This is a genomic window from Noviherbaspirillum album (assembly GCF_035916955.1).
Taxonomy (GTDB): domain Bacteria; phylum Pseudomonadota; class Gammaproteobacteria; order Burkholderiales; family Burkholderiaceae_D; genus Noviherbaspirillum; species Noviherbaspirillum album.
Genome location: NZ_JAWIIV010000028.1, coordinates 60,305 through 80,260, shown reverse-complemented (window position 1 = coordinate 80,260; position 19,956 = coordinate 60,305). Strand labels below are relative to the sequence as shown.

General features: G+C 60.7%; 17 protein-coding genes. 3 read left to right on the top strand and 14 right to left on the bottom strand.

Going from position 1 to position 19,956, the window contains the following annotated elements:
* The first annotated feature begins 529 nt into the window (after positions 1-529).
* A complete protein-coding gene (locus RY831_RS24635; protein ID WP_326509021.1) occupies positions 530-883 on the top strand; it encodes a PilZ domain-containing protein in 354 nt (117 codons plus the stop codon).
* Positions 884-985: 102 nt separating this feature from the next.
* Here RY831_RS24635 and RY831_RS24630 read toward each other — a convergent pair whose 3' ends face one another.
* The 14 genes from RY831_RS24630 to RY831_RS24565 form a co-directional block, all read right to left on the bottom strand.
* Positions 986-1,576 carry a chromate transporter gene (locus RY831_RS24630; protein WP_326509020.1) on the bottom strand — a complete coding sequence of 197 codons (591 nt, stop codon included), beginning with the start codon at positions 1,574-1,576 and terminating at the stop codon, positions 986-988.
* Positions 1,573-2,148, bottom strand: a complete 576-nt coding sequence (locus RY831_RS24625) for a chromate transporter (protein ID WP_326509019.1) — start codon at positions 2,146-2,148, stop codon at positions 1,573-1,575. The genes RY831_RS24630 and RY831_RS24625 overlap by 4 nt, the downstream gene beginning before the upstream one ends.
* A gap of 116 nt (positions 2,149-2,264) precedes the next feature.
* Positions 2,265-3,092 (bottom strand): aquaporin, encoded by an 828-nt coding sequence (locus RY831_RS24620; RefSeq protein WP_326509018.1) that lies wholly within the window; start codon positions 3,090-3,092, stop codon positions 2,265-2,267.
* A gap of 24 nt (positions 3,093-3,116) precedes the next feature.
* Positions 3,117-3,743: a hypothetical protein gene (locus RY831_RS24615; protein WP_326509017.1), complete on the bottom strand. Its 627-nt coding sequence runs from the start codon at positions 3,741-3,743 to the stop codon at positions 3,117-3,119.
* Entirely contained in the window at positions 3,740-4,552 is an 813-nt protein-coding gene (locus RY831_RS24610) for a DUF899 domain-containing protein (RefSeq protein ID WP_326509016.1), read from the bottom strand. The genes RY831_RS24615 and RY831_RS24610 overlap by 4 nt, the downstream gene beginning before the upstream one ends.
* A 107-nt stretch (positions 4,553-4,659) precedes the next feature.
* Entirely contained in the window at positions 4,660-5,367 is a 708-nt protein-coding gene (locus tag RY831_RS24605; RefSeq protein ID WP_326509015.1) for a Vgb family protein, read from the bottom strand.
* A gap of 45 nt (positions 5,368-5,412) precedes the next feature.
* Positions 5,413-6,639, bottom strand: a complete 1,227-nt coding sequence (locus RY831_RS24600) for a helix-turn-helix domain-containing protein (protein ID WP_326509014.1) — start codon at positions 6,637-6,639, stop codon at positions 5,413-5,415.
* A 138-nt stretch (positions 6,640-6,777) separates the two neighbouring features.
* Positions 6,778-8,343 carry a carboxylesterase/lipase family protein gene (locus RY831_RS24595; RefSeq protein ID WP_326509013.1) on the bottom strand — a complete coding sequence of 522 codons (1,566 nt, stop codon included), beginning with the start codon at positions 8,341-8,343 and terminating at the stop codon, positions 6,778-6,780.
* A 130-nt stretch (positions 8,344-8,473) separates the two neighbouring features.
* Complete coding sequence (locus RY831_RS24590) at positions 8,474-9,259, bottom strand: SDR family NAD(P)-dependent oxidoreductase (protein WP_326509012.1); 786 nt, start codon at positions 9,257-9,259, stop codon at positions 8,474-8,476.
* Between the two features lie 109 nt (positions 9,260-9,368).
* Positions 9,369-11,027 carry a long-chain fatty acid--CoA ligase gene (locus tag RY831_RS24585; protein ID WP_326509011.1) on the bottom strand — a complete coding sequence of 553 codons (1,659 nt, stop codon included), beginning with the start codon at positions 11,025-11,027 and terminating at the stop codon, positions 9,369-9,371.
* A gap of 453 nt (positions 11,028-11,480) precedes the next feature.
* Entirely contained in the window at positions 11,481-12,533 is a 1,053-nt protein-coding gene (locus RY831_RS24580) for a VWA domain-containing protein (RefSeq protein WP_326509025.1), read from the bottom strand.
* Positions 12,533-13,465, bottom strand: coding sequence for a DUF58 domain-containing protein (locus RY831_RS24575; protein ID WP_326509010.1), 933 nt, complete (start codon positions 13,463-13,465; stop codon positions 12,533-12,535). Before RY831_RS24575 ends, RY831_RS24580 begins: the two co-directional genes overlap by 1 nt.
* Positions 13,440-14,453 carry an AAA family ATPase gene (locus RY831_RS24570; protein WP_326509009.1) on the bottom strand — a complete coding sequence of 338 codons (1,014 nt, stop codon included), beginning with the start codon at positions 14,451-14,453 and terminating at the stop codon, positions 13,440-13,442. Before RY831_RS24570 ends, RY831_RS24575 begins: the two co-directional genes overlap by 26 nt.
* 27 nt (positions 14,454-14,480) lie before the next feature.
* The gene (locus RY831_RS24565) at positions 14,481-15,512 is read right to left on the bottom strand and encodes a S1C family serine protease (RefSeq protein WP_326509008.1); all 1,032 of its coding nucleotides are present in this window, start codon (positions 15,510-15,512) and stop codon (positions 14,481-14,483) included.
* Positions 15,513-16,199: 687 nt separating this feature from the next.
* Between RY831_RS24565 and RY831_RS24560 the strand changes: the two genes are divergently transcribed.
* Both RY831_RS24560 and RY831_RS24555 read left to right on the top strand, forming a co-directional pair.
* Positions 16,200-19,028, top strand: a complete 2,829-nt coding sequence (locus RY831_RS24560; protein WP_326509007.1) for a response regulator — start codon at positions 16,200-16,202, stop codon at positions 19,026-19,028.
* 107 nt (positions 19,029-19,135) lie between these two features.
* The gene (locus tag RY831_RS24555) at positions 19,136-19,912 is read left to right on the top strand and encodes an alpha/beta hydrolase family protein (RefSeq protein ID WP_326509024.1); all 777 of its coding nucleotides are present in this window, start codon (positions 19,136-19,138) and stop codon (positions 19,910-19,912) included.
* Positions 19,913-19,956: the final 44 nt, after the last annotated feature.

Here is a 19,956-nt window from a genome sequence, read left to right as displayed (position 1 = left end):
TCATCGTCAGGCTAGTTCTACCGCATCAGCCCTGCCTCCTCATGGACGCAGGGCTGTTTGCTTTGGGGCAGCGGAAAATAGAAGCGATGCCTTGATGCCGTTTCACTATCTCACTATCTCACTATCTCACTATCTCACTATCTCACTATCTCTTGCAGTTCCCTCAAGTTCCTCCAGCCTCGTCTCTTATGCGCTCCATCCTGTTTGCAGTAAATTCGGAACGCGACTTACAGTACTGCGACGGAATTATCCGTCGAAGGAAACGCATTGCTGTGCCCCCACATCAGGCTAACCGGTATCTCGCACGTGCAATTCTTGTACCTCTGTTGATCTGAACAATTGCATTTTCTTACATGCCATCAAACTGACCATACCTGATATCGGTAGGATATCGCTATGCCACGAGTAAGACGTTGAACACTATCTCTAGGCAAGTATGGGATACTTACCGATTGGAAAGAAATAGCATCGTCTCCTCGATTCTTTCCGCCACATGGATAGATTGGGTTAGCCGGTCATTTTGAATTGCATGGAAGCCATTTCAACATCAGAACGTAGAAAGTCCGTGCGCAGACCGCTGATGGTGCCAGCAAGGATATTGTTACCCCAACTTCCCATCACTCCCGTGCGGACGGTGGAAATCTCACTTGGCGGTATTGGAATTCTCAGTGATGCGCCGATTGCATCGAACAGCGCATGTGCAATTGCTTTTGAACTTCGAACGCTGGAAGAAAGCAGACGAGTCAATATCTGGGGTACCGTCACGCATACCACCAAGATCCAGGAAAAAATGTATCGCAGTGGAATTGAGTTACTCGATACCGATTCTGCTAGCCGGCAGCTGCTTCAAATGTTTATTGACGAACTAACCGAACTTGAGTGATCCAGTCGCGCTGCTTCTTTATAAGACAACGCCACACACGCCGCACGGAAGCTGATCGATTCGTGTAGCTAAACGCAATCATGAAGATCAATCGGGCGTTGATTAGAGAAGTCCGAGGCCACCTGCAAGTGCGCCGAAGGCTAGCAGAATGAGCAGATGAATCTTGGTGCGCCAGATGACAAGTGCAGACAAGATCGATATCAGCCACAACTTCCATTCCCCAGCGGGCGCGCCGTGGGCGTTGGTACTCGCGAGCACCCAGCTTGTTGCAAGCAACAGCGCAATGACGACGGGTCCCATGCCGACTTTGAACGCGCGCACTGCTCGCAGCTCACGATTGCGGTGTCCCCATTGCGCAGCAAGATAAGTGAGCGTCGTGCTTGGAAGCAGGATGCCGATCATTGTCACCAGCATGCCGAAGAACGCGGTCGGCATGCCGCCTGCGTTCATGCCCACATTCCATCCCATCAGCGCCACGAAGAGAACATTCGGCCCAGGTGCGGCTTGCGCAATTGCAATCGACGCATTGAACTGGCTGGCGGTAAGCCAATGATGCTCGTCAACCAGATAGCGGTGCATTTCACTGGTCGTGGAGATCGCCCCGCCGATGGACAGCATCGAAAGCAGGAGATAGTGGCCGAACAGGCCAAGCCAATCCGCCCAGTGAAGTTCGAGTGCGATCGCGGTGCTCACGGCTTAAGCCTTCGGTAGGTAAGGAAACAGCAAAGGCCGCCGAATACGGGCAGCACGACATACAGCGGCCAGCGAAATGCGGCAATCGCAATCAGGGTCGATATGCAGAATGCGAACGCAAGGACCCGACCTAGCGGGTGCTTGTTGAGGGTGACCGCCAGTTTCAGGCCGCTCGCACCAATCAGGCCGGCAGCGACGGCACCCATGCCGCGCAGGGCACCCGCGACCTCAGGATGCTCGGCGACGTGCGCATAAATGATGGCCAGCACGAGCAGCAGCATCAAAGGCACAAGCAGCATGCCTGCCAATGCCGTGAGCGCTCCGCGCAAGCCGAAATAGCGTCCGCCGATGATCAGCGCCAAGTTCACGACGTTCGGACCGGGCATGATTTGCGCCACTGCCCATTCCTCGACGAATTCCTCGCGCGTCAGCCACTTCTTCTTTTCCACGAGATTGTGCTGAACTACCGCTAGGACGCCGCCAAACCCTTGCAACGCTAGAAGCGTGAACGAAATGAAGAGATCGCCCAAGGAATCAGGCTGGGGGCGCGGTGGCGCATTGAGGGTATCCATAGGTGAAGCGTGTCGCTTGCGTTTGCAGACCGGCTATTCTACTCAATCGCCGGCGTGCAAGGTGGCCGGAGCGAGCACCGGGTACCGTCTGGTGCACTGGTCACCGGGACATGCGTTCATCGCGACTTCGGCAGTGCGTCTGTAACTGGCATTAACGAAGGCAGGTCTGCTATATGTTTCGCATGTCGCACCGGGCACGTCGGATACAACCATTGGAACAGCCACGTGGCGGACATTCCTCCGCATAGCTGGGCCAGTACAAAGCCCGGAACGTCGCTCGGACGGATGCCTGTCGGTGATGCCGTCGCAGCTTTTGCAAGCGTAATGGCAGGATTCATGAAGGCTGCGGAGGGCGTAAACAGTAAAGCGGCGATCACATAGCAGCAGACGGCGTACGGCAGGATATCGCTCCTGTGCCTGGAGGCCCCGATGCATATGCCGATCAGGCTGAATGTCGCGATGAATTCGCTCGCCCATTGGCTGGGACCGGAACGCGCAATCGTTGCTGCCTCGAATAGCGGCGCATTAAACATGAAATGCGCGGCCGCAACGCCCGCAAAGGCGCCGATGCATTGAGCAGCGATGTAAGCTGCTGTAGAAGGTGGGGAAAGGCCTCCTCGCCATGACTCTGACAGGCTGAGTACAGGATTGAAGTGCGCGCCCGATATGTTACCGAAACAAGCCAGCAGCGCGAACAGGCCCAAGCCGCCGGCAATTGCGCCGGACATCAGCGCGGCCATGGGGCTGCTTTCCAGGTAGAGTGCAGTCATGCTCGATCCAATAGAGATCGCTGTCAGTAACGCTGCTCCAAGTGTTTCCGCCGCAAGCTGCCTAAGTAAGCTCATCTCGATTCTGATCCGTGCGATATCTTCGTGCGTTTCCATCCGACTATAAAAATGCAGCGGTACGGATGCTAATCGCAAAGGCGGAAATTGATAAGTCAAGCGGCAGTCGCCTCAGACAGTACTTCAGGTATCGACGCCGCCTCGGTTCGCCAACGATGACGCTGCGCCTGGTTTGCGCTTGATGCCCGAGTGCAGACGGGCGAAGGCGTCAGCGCCCCGGCAGATGCCGGCGGCGGCCAGGCCCGAAACGACAACCATCACAATCGTGTGCAATCCGATTGCCCCGAGTGCCGGCAACAGCGAGTCCGATGCAGTGATCTCTCCGGTCGATGCGTTGCCGGAACAGATTGCAAACAGTGATGGCAGCAGCATTAGTCCGGCGCCGTGCATGGTAGCCATCATGAAGGACCAAAGCGCCAGGCCGGCATGTCCCGCTGTTTTGCGGGCTGCCGCGGGCATGCGTCCTAAAAGATGAAACCCGGCGACGATCACGAACAGCCCGGCGGCCATGAATTGCAGCGCGACGCGATCCATGCGCAGACCCAATACCAGGGCGGCAGCAACGAGCCCGATTGCCCCCGCGTGGCCGACCGCGATGGGAATCAGGGCTCGCAGCGCCTGCATCCGGTCATGCGAGCGTACGCCCAAGGCGGCGGCGAACATCCAGCCGGTGGCCGGGTTCAATCCATGAAGGGCGCCTGCGCCCGCCACCGCCATCCATGGCCACAGGCTGTTCCAGAGGCTGGTCATGACGTCTGGGCAAGCTGTCCGTCATTCGGCGCATGGCAGCATGAACTGGTAGCGGACGCCTGCTTGGCGGCCTGCGCCGGCTCATAACGATCATGGTGACGCACCCAATCCATGGTGCGCGCCGGATTGTGCTCGTCGCGGCCCTTGGGTACGAGGTCGAGCATTTGATACGTGCCCATCATTACCTCCACGCCGCGTCCATAGGTGGAATAGGTGTGGTAGATGTCGCCGGCGTCGTCCTTGTAGAAGACGCTGATGCCGGGCGCCTCTTCGCTCGGGAAAGGACGCATGCCATAGTTGTACGGAACCTCGCCGGTGGACCGCTGCTCGGGTGTGAAACTGACGCCGAAGTCATAATTGAAGTCGGTGCCATGCGACGACACCCAGCTGAATTGCCAGCCCATGCGCTGGCGAAAGCGCAAAATCTCGACCAGAGGGGCGCGCGAGACGACCAGCAGCGTGACATCGCGATTGGCAAGGTGCACGTTCATGCCGTCGATATGGTCGGCCATGTAGGAACAGCTGGGGCAACCTTGTTCCCATCCCGGGCCGAGCATGAAGTGCTGCACCAGCAATTGGCGGCGCCCGCCGAACAGATCCGCCAGAGAACGCCGGCCCTCGATACTATCGAAGACGTAGTTCTTCTCGATACGTACCCACGGCAGCGCGCGGCGTTCGCGGGCCAGCTGGTCATGCAGGCGCATCAGTTCCTTTTCCCTCGCAAGCAGCGCCTCGCGTTCGGCCAGCCATCTGTCCCTTGCGACGACGGCATGATCGACGGTGTTCGATGCGGTAAGTGTGGTATTCATGGTGTGCTCCTCGGTGTTCGGTTCTAAAAAGCTGTACGCGTTTTCAATACGCCGCGCAGCCATCCTGGCGGCGGATGTTGGTTTGATCAGGCTGGGTAAATCCGGTATCAGGCGGCTGAAGCCTGAGCATTGGTTTCCGGATCCAAGGCTTCCTTTGGACGCCGCACGGCACGCACCTTTCCGCTTTTTCCACCGCCGCAGTAGAAAAGCCCGGCGCCGTCGGCCTCGAGGCCGCTGACCCCCGCTCCCTGAGGCATTTCGAGACGTTCGAGCACGGCGCCGCTGTGCGGATCGATTCGGCGTATGTCGCTGTCGTCACCTTCCCAGGTGCCGTGCCACAGTTCGCCATCGGCCCAGGTCACGCCGGTGACGAAGCGATTGGATTCGATGGTTCGCCGAATGGCTCCGGTTGCCGGATCGATCTGGTGGATCTTGCGGTCGCGGTACTGGCCGACCCACAGGCTTCCTTCCGCCCATGTCAGCCCCGAGTCGTTTCCTTGGCCGGGAGCCGGAATCGACGCAACCACATTACCGGTGCTCGGGTCGATCTTGTCGATGCGCGTCTCGGCAATCTGGTAAAGGTAGGTGCCGTCAAAGGCGGTGCCCGCATCGCAGGCGCAGTCGATCGTGCGCCGGATTGCGCCGTTCCCGGGATCAAAGGCCACCAGTTTCGCCCCGGTCGCGGCCCAGACATGCCGTCCATCGTGGGTAACGCCGGCAACGCTGTCGGCGCCATCGAAGGGTCCGTACTCACGCACGATTTCCGCTTTGTGCGTTCGTACCTTTTGATTGTCTTTGCTGGTCTTGCTGGTCATCGCTGCTCCTTGAGTCGCGCCTCGGATCGGCGCCGCAAGACAACTTTAACCAATCGGGAGCGCGGAAGGGAGTAACAAGATCGTCGTGAATCCCCGCAGCGGCGGCGCCAGCCAGCGGCGCGCCCGTGCCTGCCCCACCGAACGGACCCGGCCCTCGGCCTCGAGTTCGGCCAGTGCCCGCTGCACTGTTCGCTGACTCGCGCCGAGCGCCAGCGCCAGGGCGGAGGTGGACCACGCCGCGCCATCGGACAGCAGCGCTACCAGCGAGGCCTGGTCGCCATCCATGGGAGGCGCCAGTACCACGACGGGGCGGTGGTCATGGGGTTTCAATACAAAACCCCGGGGGGTGGCTTCGATGCTCGCCAATCCCGCAACAAGCGCCCGCAAGCGGCCGATCTCGACCCTCAGGCGCACCCGGTGCGACTCGTCCGGACGACGGGTCCGAAACGCGCAGGCAATCAAGACATCACGGCCGGCGTCGCCCGGCCATGTTTCGGCGAGCAGTCGCGCCAGGGTGAACAGGACCGGCCGGCGCGCCAGGGGCACCCACCGTGCGCCGATGCCCAGTCCGTGCCGGCAAGCATCGACCACCAGCGCATCCGATTCAAGCAGGGCGGAAATTTCGTCGAGGCTCAGTACCTGCTCTTCGCCGGCATTGATGCGCCGGGCAGCGGGGCGGCTAAGGGACGCCTGCATCTCTGTCACTTCCGCCACAAGCGCGGGCACGGATGCGCGGACAGCCGCACCTTGCGCGCGGGCGAGCGCCTCCCGCGCCGCATCGATGCGCAGTGAGCGCAATGCAAGTTCGGCCGAAGTCAGATCGGCCACCGCAGCAAGCGAGGGCGGCATGCTTCGTGTTTCGGTTTCGAGCCGGGTCAGCGTAGCCCGGGCTTCGTCGAGGCGTCCGAGCAGCAGGAGACGGCGTGCCGAGATGAGTCTGGCGTGCAGTGCATTGGCATGATCGGCATGTGCATCGAGCACGGCTATTGCAGACGCCAGCGCGCGCGGCGAGTCTGCGAATTCGCGCATTGCCAGCGCCACTTCGGCATCCGCGACGACACATCGCGCGCGCGCCAGTTCTTCGTGGCTGCCGAAGCCGCGGGCGGCGCGACGCAGGAGTTCCCGCGCGCGCGCATGCTCGTCGAGCTGCGCCATGGCGATGCCGCGCAGGGCAAGTGCCGGCGGATCGTCGCGCAGTGCGACCCGCTTGAGCGCACCGAGCGGGTCGCCGGCGGCAAGTGCACGGGCAGAAGCGGTAATGAGGGAATCCATGGCGACAGCTTACACCGTCGGGGCGGCCCTGGTCGAAGCCGGCCGAGGTCCAACATTGTCGTACCTTGTCGGCCCCCGCAAGGCGATGCGGACGCCAAAGCCCGCATCGCTTTGGCTAGCTTGCCATGCCTTGCAAGGTCATGAACCCGTCCAGAAAGCGCACTTGTGGCGCTGAGCAAAGTTGGTCACGGTGCGCGATGTCCCCGGTTCGAGCGATACAAAAGTGTCGTTCGCATTGGTGAATTGCGGCCAGGCCGGACCAGTGCCGTTCGGGTTGCCGTTCTTCGCGAAGGCAGTCCAGTAGGCGACCATCTGATTGGATAGTGCTTGCTGAGCCGCCGTATACGTCACGCCGGCGCGGCTGGTCGGGAACAGGTACTGGATTTCGGCGGCATGGTAGGCGCCCCAGCGTGGACGCGTCGCAGGCGGCAGATAGATCATCGGCGCGTTCGGGTCATTGAATTCATACGCATAAACATTGGCTCCGCTTGCGCTCTTGAGTCTTGCCGAAGTGCGTCCGGAGCAGGCGAACAGAAGATCGGTGGCAATTGCGTCATAGGCTTCGACCGGGCTCGCATAGGCGCTCAGCGGATATTGCGCATTGACCTGCTCGAACGTCCTGCCCGAGGCGGCGATCAGGCTGCTGACGCGTGCCTGGTAATTCGCGGCGGTGACTGGCCCGACGGATGGCACCAGATCCATCCTTGCCGCCGAAAGCAGGCTGTATTCGTCGGCGTTGCTGCCTTCGATGACCGGCACCTTGTTGAAGCTGCCCGAGGTGAACGCCGCCCGCAAGCTCACGGGAAGCACCTTGTTGTCGATGGTCGGCACCACGTTGGCGCCTGCCTGCCGCTGCAGGATCTGCTCGACCGTCAGCGCCCGCAGGCAGCTTGCGCTCTGGTCGGTACAGCCGGCGGCGGTGGCGACTGCCGTGCCGCCGGCCTGAGCCTGCGCCAGCGAAGGCTGGTCAAGCGTATACGAGCCGCTTTGCACAATGGCCTTGTTGAAGAGACCGGCCGCCAGCGGAGAAGCCACCTGCGATTGCACGCTAAGGCCACCGGCCGATTCGCCGAAGACGGTCACGTTGTTCGGATCGCCGCGGAATTGCGCGATGTTGTTCTTTACCCAGCGCAGCGCCGCCTGCTGGTCCATCAGGCCATAGTTGCCGGAGGAGCCGCCTTGCTCGGCGCTGAGCGAAGGATGGGCGAGGAATCCGAGATGGCCGAGGCGGTAGTTGATCGTCACGACTGCCACGCCCTGCGCGACCAGCTTGCTGGCATCGTAGCTGTCGCCGGAGCCGGAAACGAAGGCGCCGCCATGGATCCAGACCATGACGGGGAAGGGCCCGTCTCCCTTGGGCGTGAATACGTTCAGGTACAAGCAGTCTTCGTTGGTGCTGGCGGCACCGAAGGCGCCGCCGGTTTGCGGGCAGCCGCTTCCGAACTTGCCGGCCTCGCGCGTGCCGCTCCATGCCGCCGGCGGTTCGGGTGCCTTCCAGCGCCGCGCACCGGTCGGCGGTGCCGCATAGGGGATGCCGAGATACTGGTGCATGCTTGCCGTCTCGTTGCCGAGCACTTCGCCGCGGTCGGTCAGAACGCGGTTGCGGTCTGCGTTATCGCCGCCGCATCCGGCAAGCGCCAGGCCGACGAATGCGCCGAGCAGAAGGGGGCGGCCGAGACGTGCGCCTTTTCGGTCGAATCTCATTGAATGTCTCCTTGAATCAGTCAGGGTTTTTAATATTGCATGCCCCTTCGCCGCTTGAACAAACCGCTTCCCTGCACCGGACGGGCATGGTACTGCAGCCGCTGCTTGAATTCGTGTACTAACCTGGAATCTAGACTTTCATGCCGGGCAGATTGAGCGACGCGGTGTTGCCGCCGTCGACCGGCAAGGCCTGGCCGGTAACGTAGCTGGCGTCGTCGCTGGCAAGGAAGGCGATCACGGCGGCGACTTCCTCCGGCCGTCCGTAGCGCCGCAGCTCGCAGCGAGAGCCGAGCCGGTCTTCCTTCTGTGCGGCCCTGGCGCGTTCGAACACCGGCGCGGTCATCCCGGTCTCGATCAGGCCGGGGCAGACCGCGTTGACCCGCACGTTCGCCTGGCCCAGATCGCAGGCGCTGGTCATGGTGAGATTAATGACGGCCGCCTTGGAAGCGCTGTAAGCGTTGCCGCCGGCGCCGGAACGTATGCCCGCCACCGAGGCGGTATTGACGATGGCCCCGCTGCCCTGGTCGCGCATGATGCGCGCCGCGTACTTGGTGAAATGCACCGCGCCCATGATGTTGACGGCGATGATCTGCTGCCAGACGGCGGTATCGGTGTCCGTGATAGGGGAGTAGTCGCCGCCGGAAATGCCCGCATTGTTGCACAAGGCGTCGATGCGTCCGAAACGCTCGAACACCTCGCCGACGCAGCGCTCGACCTGTGCCACGTCCGAGATGTCGAGCGCGCCGAACCAAACCCGTGAAGGCGTTCCCAGTTCTGCCGCCACGCCTGCGAGAGCGTCTTCGTTGCGATCCACCAGGGCTACCGAGGCACCCTCGTTAAAGAGCCGCTGCGCCGTTGCCCGGCCGATGCCGCTGGCGGCACCGGTGATGATCGCTACCTTGTTATCAAATCGCATGCTGTCTCCACCATTTTCTGTCGTTGTCCGGGGCTGTGCCCATTGATCGCCGGTTCGCTGAATTTCTGATTTTCCGACAATGCCTTTACCGATGGCCGGAATGAACCGGCTATGCCGCATTCTCCTTTTCCTGCAGTTGGCGCCACTGAATTTTCCCGGTCGGCGACTTCGGCAGTGCATCGACGAACTGCACGATGCGCGGGCTCTTGTATGCCGCCATGTTCTGGTGCGCCCAATCGATGATTTCCTGCTCGGTCACCTGGCCGCGATAGGCTTCCTTCAACACCACCATGGCTTTCACGGTCTCGCCGCGCTTGGCATCCCGGGCGGCGATGATGCAGGCTTCCTGGATGGCCGGATGTTGGTACATCAGCGCTTCCACTTCGGCTGGCCAGACCTTGAAGCCGGAGGCATTGATCATGCGCTTGAGACGGTCGACCATGAAGAAATACCCGTCCTCGTCGGTGGTGGCCAAGTCTCCTGTGCGAAGGAAACGCTTGCCGTCGAGTTCGATGAAGGCTTCGCGCGTGGCTTCCGGATGGTTCCAGTAACCCTGCATCACGTTGGGCGCATGCACCACGATCTCGCCGACTTCGCCGGCAGCCAGTTCATGGAAATCTGCAGGATCGACGACACGTGCATCGACGTCGTAAATCGGAATGCCGAGGCATTGCCGCTTCGGACGCTGGGGCGGGTTGATATGCGTGGCCGCGATGGTTTCCGACATGCCGTAGCCTTCGACATAAGGCAGTCCGATCAAGTCATCCAGCTTCTTCGCCACCGCCGCCGGCATCGCCGCACCGCCGCCACGGATGCCGCGCAGGCTCGACAAGTCGTACTCGCCGATGCGCGGATTGGCCAGCATGTCAACGACCATGGTTGAGATCACCTGAAGGGAAGTGACGCGATGGCGCTGTATGCATTCGCTCGCCACCTCCCGGTCCCAGCGCGAGAGCACGACGATCGTGCTTCCCAGATAAAGCGGCCCGCTCATGCTTCCCTGCATGCCGGTCACGTGAAAGAAGGGAAGCACCGACAGCATGACCGCATCCTGGTGCGCGCCGAACCATTGCATGCTGGCCACCAGGCTATACATCACGCTTCCATGCGTATGCATGCAACCCTTGGGATGACCGGTGGTGCCCGAGGTGTAGGGCATCACGCAGAGGTTGTCCGGACCTGCCGTCATTGGACCGGGGCGCAGATTGCGCTCCAGCATGTCGGCCCACAGCGTGACGCCCTTGCCGCTGATGTTCTCACGCGGAGCGCTGACGAAGTCCGGCATGCGCAGATCGGTCGGCTGTTTCAGATAATCGGAATAGGCTGCAACGAGAATGTTTTCCAGTCCGTCGCCAAGCAGGGGCGCCATCTGTTGATAAAGGTCCTGCGGCACGATTGCCGTCCTGGCTCCGGTATCCTGCACGTAGTGGCGCAGCTCCGTGGTGCGGTTCATGGGATTAACCGGAACGACAACGGCATCCGCGCGCAGGATGCCGTAATAGGCGAGCACGAACTGCGGACTGTTCTGCAGGTAGAGCAGGACGCGGTCGCCCTTCTTGACGCCGCATTCATGCTGAAGATAACCGGCGATACGCCCGGCTTCATCGCGAAACTGCGCAAAACTGAGCGGCGTGCCGTAATAGAGAATGTAAGGCTTGTCGGGAAAACGCGTTGCCGACACTTCGACGTTATAGAACAGATGGGTCCGCGGCACTGTGAGATGCCTTGGTTGGGATGCTGGCCAGAAAGCCAGGTGGCGATCAGACATGTCTTCCTTCTCGAGCGTTAATGCTTTGCACCGGATGGGCACCATTCACATCCGATAGGCCGCCTGGGTTGCAATCGCGTTCCGCTGCCCTGTCTTGCTACTGTTCTGCAGTGCGAAATTCAATTCCAGGAAAATGATTTATCCTAACAGTCGCGACAGTGTGGTGTAAAGATCAAAGTTTTATGCGGGCGCAGTCGCCGCTTGCAGTGATGATGGAATGAACGTAGCCAGATGGAACGACTGGATAAACGCCCGAGAGAGCCAGACATGTGTTTCGACCAAGTAATCGTTTCAAAGTTGAGGCAATAGTTTTGCACGGTGGAACAGGCAACTCGGCCGGCTTGAACCGCTTCTCCCTGATGTCTGCCCGACGCAAAGAAAAAGCGCCTGCTAAGGCAGGCGCTCGAACCAGTAGGGATCAGCCGGCGATGTGTCCTGCCGGCCGCGTCAGGATCAGAGTATGCGGTTAAACCAGAGCATAGACAGCAGGGCGGACAAGAGCGCCAGCAAGGCGGCCCCGGCGGCAAAGAAAGCGGTGATCTCCGTTTCCTTGCGCTCGAGCGTCAGTTTCGAATTGAGCATCTTGTACACCTGCGTCAATTCATTTGCAGTACCCGCATAGAAATACTGCGCTCCCGTCGCGCCCGCTATTTTCTTCAGCGATTCCTCATCCAGGCGCACATGCATCGACCAGCCTTCGCCGGCCACGACTTCACCTTCGGGGGTGCCGACACCTACCGTAAATACCCGCACGCCGCGTTCCGCTGCCAGCATCGATGACTCGACGGGGTCGGGTCCGGTGGTCGTCTGTCCATCGGTCAGCAGGATGATGGCAGCCGAAGTGTAGGAGCCAGGCGGAACGGGCTTGTGCTCGGGCTTCTTTTCCGCTTGAGGTTCGTTGATCGAACGCCCAGTCGAGCCGCGTGTATCCTTCGGGCGAGGGTCGCTCGAATTGAGATCGAACTCCACTTCCGGAAAGATGGCCTTCAGCGATACCAGGATACCGCTGCCGATCGCGGTGGCGCGCTGCAGCTGGATGCGGTTGATGGCCGCAAGGATGTCTTCCCGGTTCTCGGTCGGCGCCTGCGTGACGGCGGCGGTGCCGGCGAACGTCACCACACCGATGCGGGTGTGGCGCGGCTGCTTTTCGACGAAACCACGCACCGCTTCCTGCGCGGCGGCAATGCGGGTCGGCTGCACGTCGCTCGCGCGCATGCTGCCGGAGACGTCGATGGCGAGAATGACGGTTTCGTACTGCGAGGGCAGCGTGACCAGCGCCGCCGGCCGCGCCATGGCGATCAGCATGCCGGTGAATGCCAGCAGGAACAGGGCCGGCGGAATGTGCCGGCGCCAATGCTGGGACGCGCCCATGGCTTCCTTCACGATCGACAGGCCCGCATATCGAACCGCGAGCTTCTTCCTGCGGCGCAGCAGGAAGATGTAAAGAACGATCAGCAAGGGTACGCAGATCAGCGCCCAAAGTAATTCAGGCCACAGGAATGTCATCATCTCTCCAGATGCGGCGGCAGGGTCCTGCCCGCGTGCAACCGGCTGCGCCCCTTGCGCAGGTCGGAAAAACGCAGAAGTGCATCGAGGACGCTGTCCTCGGTGGACAATTCGAGAACATCCACCCCGGCATAATCGAACGCGGCATGCAATTCATCCTCGCGGCGGGTCACGGCGGCCGCGAAGCGGCTGCGAAAACCGCGATCATGGGTATCGACCAATAATTGCTCCGCGGTCTCGGCATCCTGGATGGTCAGCAGGCCGAGGTCGGGCAGTTCCATTTCGAGCGGATCGTAAAGGCGCAGCGCGACGATGTCATGGCGCTGACCGAGCAGGGCGAGCGGCTTTTCCCAGCCTGGCTGGGTAATGAAATCCGACACCACGAATACCAGCGATCTCCGCTTCATGACCTGGGCCGCGGTCTGCAGCAGGTCGTGCAGCCGGGTCGTCTCCGATTGCACGCCTTTCTGCCTTGCCATCATCCGGTGCAGGATCTGCAGGACATGCCGCCGCCCGTTGCCCGCCGGAATGACAGTATCGACATTCGAGCCGTAGAAGAGGGCTCCAACACGGTTCGAGTGCCGGCTCAGCACGCTTGCCAGCACCGCGACCGCCTCCGCAGCCTGGGAACGCTTGGTGACTTCGCCGGAGCCGAAGTCTTCCGACGAGCTGAGATCCAGCAGGAACCAGGCGTTCAGGTCGCGTTCCTCGTAGTACTCGCGGACGTAAGGCGTTTCCATTCGCGCCGTCACGTTCCAGTCGATGTGACGGACATCGTCGTGATATTGATATTCGCGCAGGTCGGCAAGGTCCATGCCGACGCCGCGGAACAGCGAGTGATAGTCACCGTGCAGGAGTCCGTCAAGCTGGCGAATGACGGTAAGCTCAATGCGCCGGAGCAGGGATTCAGGCGTTCGCGTTAAGTCGGACATGGGTATCGAGCAGCCTTTCCGGAGCAGGGATGTGCTTCATGATGCGGTGAATGATCTGGTCCGGCGTGATGGCGTCGGCCAGGGCTTCATAGGTCAGCGACAGGCGATGCCGCAGCACGTCGGGTACCAGGTCGGCGACGTCTTCCGGGCGCACGTGATGCCGTCCGCGCAGCAGCGCGAGCGCGCGCGCGCCTTCAATCAAATGGATGGAAGCGCGCGGGCTGGCGCCGCAATTGAGATAGTGCGCCAGGTTGGGCACGTTGTAGCGGTCCGGGTTGCGGGTGGCCGCCACCAGACGCACCGCGTAATGGACCAGCGACGGGTCGACATAGCATTCCCGGCACTGCTGCTGCAATTGCGCGAGCTGCATGGTGGAAGTGACCGCCCCCAGGTCCGGGGCTTCTCCGGTGACCCGGTTGACGATGACGAATTCCTCTTCCTCGGTCGGATAGTCCACCAAAACCTTCATCATGAAGCGATCGACCTGGGCTTCGGGCAGAGGATAGGTGCCTTCGGTTTCGATCGGATTCTGCGTTGCCATCACCAGAAACGGCCTGGGCACGAGATGCGTTTCACCGGCGATCGTCACCTGGCACTCCTGCATGACTTCGAGCAACGCGCTTTGCACCTTGGCCGGTGCCCGGTTGATTTCATCGGCGAGAATCAGGTTGGCGAAGACCGGGCCGAGCGTCGTGGTGAATTCGCCGGTCCGCTGGTTGTAGATCCGGGTTCCGACCAGATCGGCAGGCACCAGGTCGGGTGTGAACTGGATGCGCCGGAAACTGCCCTGGATGGTTCTGGCGAGCGTCTTGACCGTCAATGTCTTGGCAAGGCCCGGTACGCCTTCGACCAGCAGATGGCCGCGCGCAAGAATGGCAACCAGGACTCGTTCGAGGAAATGGTCCTGTCCCACGACCACGCGCTTGACTTCGTACAGCACCTGTTCCATCTGGCGCGATACTTCATTGCTTTTTTCTCTGTCTTCCATGGGCCTCTGCCTGGTTGATGCTGCGTTTTAAAATGGCGATTCACCTGCGGCGGCGGCCGCGGTTTCGATCGGCACTGCAAAGCCGATGCCGATAAACGAACCTTGCGGATTGGGGCTCAGAATGGCGGTGACGATGCCGACCACCTCGCCGGTCATCGTGATCAGCGGACCGCCGGAATTACCCGGATTGGCCGCCGCGTCAAACTGGATCAGGTTGGCCAGTACGCGCTTTTCGTCTTCGGCCTGATAATTGCGCTTGAGGCCGGACACGATGCCCGAAGAGGCCGACGGTCCGATATTGAAGGGAAATCCGACCGCCATGACCTTTTCGCCGATCGCCAGCCCGCTCGTCGACCGCAGCGTTGCCGGAATCAGGTCATCCGGCACCGTGCTTGCCTGCAATACCGCAAGGTCATTCTCCGGCTGCTGCCCGATGATCACCGCTTCGGACTTGGTCCCGTCCGCGAAGTCGACCTGCAGCTTCTCGGCGCCGGCGACCACATGAAGATTGGTGAGAATCACGCCCTTGTCAACCACCACCACGCCGGTCCCCACGCCGAGCGTCTTGCCCTTGGATGGAGATTTATCGTCGCCAACCTGCGTGATGCGCACGACGGATGGCCTGATGCGCTCAAACGCCTTGACTTCCGGCGAAGGCAGCGTCTTGTTTGTCAGGGTGTGCAGGACCGCGGCGTCGATGTCTTTCTGGGTCAGCTTGCGCTCCCCAGGCAGCGTTCCAAGATAAATGAACGCCAGCAGCAGGCTCAGCGTGACGGAAGAGAGGACGAGAAGCAGCCTCTCATGACGGTGTGCAAAAGCGCGTGTCCTGCCGAAACGTTTCGGCGGCGCGGCAGGCGCGGATAAGGACGGTACCGGATCTCCGGTCCTTGGCGACGCTGTCGACGTCCCGCCGGCTGCCGTCTCCGCATGCGTTGAAGGGGCATATTGCGACCGCGGACCTGCCTGACCATGATCTCGCGTGGGAGAAATACCATCGGCGGCAGACTGATCCCTGCGACGGGGGCGCACCGATTTGCTATAGAGGGATTGCTTTTTCATCTGGCGCCCATCGCTTAAGGCTACCTTCACCTGAGCTGGCACACCCTCCGCAAGGTCGACGGAAATGCAGGCATGTCAGTAGCCGTTTCTGCGTAGACGTGCGCAGGACTGTTTTGTTTCCAGCGTTCGTCCTTATGAAGAACTTTATATCGAGCTAGTCGAATTTATTTGTGACAGCGCAAATACAAAGCCACAAAGGATGACGGCACGCAATTGTGCGGTAGAGAATGCCCGATAAAAACTTAAGCGGTAGCGAAGCGCGCCGCCGCACCAGCGAAGTGCATTTTCAAAAAATCGTCAAGTTGCTGTGAATGGATACGGATCAAACTCTCGTCTCTTGATCCCGGCCCGGTAGTGGCTCCTGTAATGGCGTTGGAGCATTTCTTTGTTTATGAACAGGGGAATCACTGCAGATGCCGGCATAATGGCATTGCACCTCAGTGCAGTTCGTGCATCAGGTCCATGCCTGTTTGGTTGACATCCCGTTGCGGGCTTCCTACATTGTTCCGGTTTCAAAACTCTTCAGGACCGTCAAGGTATGAATATGGCGACACGGCTTTTCCCGGTGTACCAGTGCATACGCTTATCATGGCTACCGCGCGTCTCCGTCCCGCACATGCGGGCGCGGCGCGGCAGCGCGCTCCGATCGACTCCGCCATTTCCGCCGCAATTCGCCGGAGGACATGAATGAGGCGAAGCGATGCCGTCAATATCCTCATTGTGGATGACGAGCCGGCCAATCTGCTGGCCCTGGAAGCCGTGCTCGACCGTCTAGGCGAAAATATCGTGCGCGCCCGCTCAGGCGAGGAGGCTCTGGAGAAAGTGGAGCAGACGGATTTCGCAGCGATTCTGCTGGATGTGCGGATGCCGACCATCAGTGGTTTTGAGACGGCAAGGCGAATACGTCAGCGCCCGGCGTCGAGCCGGACTCCGATTCTTTTCCAGACCGCCGCCATGGACGCCAACTTCCCCATCGAGGAAGCCTATGCGCTGGGCGCGGTCGATTACCTGATGAAACCCCTGGTACCGTCCGTCTTGCGCGCCAAGGTGTCATTCTTTGTCGAACTCTACCGCAAGAATGCCGAACTCGTCGCGGTCCAGCAGGAGCGGCATCGAGCCGCCCTGAATGCCAAGGATCAACGTATCCGCCTGATTCTGGACAACAGCAAGGATTATGCGTTTGTGGTTACCGATCCCAAGGGTGTCGTCACCGAATGGGAAGGCGGCGCTGAGGCGATCACCGGATGGCTTGCGGCGGAAGCCGTTGGCCGCTCCGCCTCCATCATCTTCACTCCCGAGGACTGCGCTGCGGGACGGCCTGCCTTTGAAATGCGCATGGCAAAGGAGACTGGACGCAGCGAGAACAAGCGCTGGCACATTTGCAAGGATGGAACGCGCTTTTTCGCCGATGGCGTCATGGTGTCGTTGAATGATGCATCCGGAAAACTGCGCGGTTATGCAAAGATTTTCCGCAATGCCACTGCGGAGCAACTCGCCGCCGACGAACTCCGGGCCAGCAACGACAGGCTTGCCGCCAGCGAGGCGAGGGTAAGGCTTGCCACCGAAGCCGCCGATCTGGGAATCTGGATATGGAACCCGGCATCGGGCCAGGTACACTGGGAAAACGATCGCGCACGACAGATATTCGGTGCCGCACCGGGCGGTCTAGCCAATGTGTCCGACGTACACGATGCGATGCGACGGCCGGATGATTTTCTTTATCCGCAAGATTTTCCCGAGTTCCAGCGCCAAGCGATTGTCACCATCACGACCGGCGAGCGCTTTTCCTTCCAGGGCCGGATCGTGCGCAACGACGGCAGCCTGCGATGGGTGGAGATGACCGGGCGCCTTCAGCATGCGGCCGACGGCGCGCCGCATATTCTTGGCATGGTCGCCGATGTCAACGAGAGAAAACGCGCGGAGGAACGGGAACGCCAGGCCGCGCACGAGGCAATCGCCGCGGCGGAAACCAATGCGAAATTCCGCACCTTCTTTGAGCAGGGGTCCTATTTCGCCGGGGTCATGACCATCGATGGCACGATGATCGAGGCCAATCGCTTGTGTCTGGAGATGAGCGGACTGACGCGTGAAGAGATCGTCGGCAGGAAGTTCTGGGAGTGCGGGTGGTGGAACCGATCGCCTGAGCTGATGGAAACAGTGCGGCTGGGTGCCGAAGATGCGGCCAGCGGCACCACCTTTCGCAAGGAGTTGCCTTATTTCGCGGCGGATGGCAGCACGCGGACCGTGGACCTGATCCTTGCACCGGTCACCGACGACAATGGCGACATCCTGTTCGTCGCTCCGACCGGCACCGACATCACTGACCGGAAGCAAGCGGAAGATCGCTTGCGCAGGCTGGCGGCCGACCTGGCGGAGATGGATAGACGCAAGACGGAATTCCTTGCGACGCTGGCGCATGAATTGAGAAATCCGCTTGCTCCCTTGCGCAATGGACTGCACATATTGCAGCTGGCGGCCAACGATACCGAAATGGCAGGCCGGACCCGGGACATGATGGAGCGGCAATTGCTGCACCTGGTGCATCTTGTCGACGACCTGCTGGATGTTGCTCGCATCACGCGTGGACAAATTGAGCTCAAGCTCAAGCGCGTGGAGTTGAAACCGATTATCGAGAACGCTATCGATACCTGCCTGCCCCTGATCGAGGCCAGCAGTCACCGATTTCACGTGCAGATGCCGAAGGAGGTACTGATCACGGTCGCCGATCCGACGCGTATGGCACAAGTGATCAGCAATCTGCTTAATAATGCAGCCAAATACACGCCTCACGGTGGATGTATCGATCTCAGGGTAGATAGGGACGGCGGCGATGTCGTGATATCCGTGAGCGACAACGGCCTCGGCATTCCAGCCGAGGCGCTGCATGGCGTATTCGGAATGTTTTCCCAGGTTGCCTGCAACATGAAACGTTCGCAGGGCGGCCTGGGCATCGGCCTGACCCTGGTGCGCCAACTGGTCGAACTGCATGGCGGCAGTGTCACGGCTTCCAGTCCCGGCACGGGTCAGGGGAGCACTTTTACAGTGCGCCTGCCGATGGCTGAATCACATCCCGATGAAGGCATGACGGTGCTTCCGAACGCTGTTCTGCGGGGGGCGGCGCGAAGCCGGGGTGTGCGCGTGCTGGTTGTCGACGACAACGAGGATATCGCCGAAAGCATGTCGGCATTGCTGGATCTGGGCGGGCACACGACAAGAGTCGCCAATGACGGGCTGCGCGCATTGCAGATCGCGCATGAATTCAAGCCCGACGCGGTATTCCTGGATATCGGCATGCCTGGAATGGATGGTTATGCGGTGGCCAGAGCCTTGCGGGAGCTGCCTGACATGGAGTCCGTCATGCTAGTCGCATTGACCGGCTGGGGCGCGGAAAGCGATCGGATCCGCTCCAGGGAGGCCGGGTTCAACGAACATCTCACCAAACCGGCGGGACTGCCTGCGATTGCAGGCATACTGGCGAAGATCGGCCATGCCAAGCAGGTGTCCACAAAGACTTGAATTATGTGTGAAAGGGTTTCCCGGTGCTTGCCGCGGCTGCGCAGGCGAGCCCAGGAGATGGGCGAACCCGAAGTACTTCAGATAGGCTTTATCGAAGGAGAATGCCGATGGCCATGCAACGTTTTGATTTCCCAGGGAGCATGGGACAAAAACTGGCCGCCAGGCTCGACCTGCCGGAGCAGCGGCCCCGCGCCTATGCGCTGTTTGCGCATTGTTTTACCTGCGGCAAAGATATCTTCGCGGCGAGTCGGATCGCGGCAGCGTTGACGTCGCACGGTATCGCGGTATTGCGGTTCGACTTTACCGGACTCGGAGCAAGCGAAGGCGAGTTCGAAAATACCAATTTTTCATCAAATCTTGACGACCTTATTGCCGCGGCGGATCACTTGCGCGATGTGCATGCTGCACCCTCACTGCTGATAGGACACAGCCTCGGTGGCGCGGCGGTCCTGGCCGCCGCCCAGCGGATTCCGGAGACGAGCGCGATCGTGACTATCGGGGCGCCGAGCGATCCGGCTCACGTTGTCCACCAATTCGCGGTGCATGTCGATCGTATCCAGCAAGACGGCGAAGCCCTCGTGCAGTTGGCCGGACGACCGTTTCGGATCAGGAAGCAATTTCTCGACGACGTAGCAGAACATCGACTTCTCACGGATGTCGCGATGCTTGGACGCGCGCTACTGGTCATGCACTCGCCGCTCGACCAGACGGTCGAAATCGGAAGCGCTTCACGCATCTTTGCATCGGCGAAGCACTCCAAGAGTTTCGTATCGCTCAACGATGCGGATCACCTCCTTAGCCGTCGCAGGGACGCCGGCTACGTTGCCGATATCATTGCCGCATGGAGCAGCCGTTATATCGGCGATGCGGCGGCCGAAGCCTGATTCGATTTGGACGAACCAACGGCACAAGGGCATGGATTCATTTG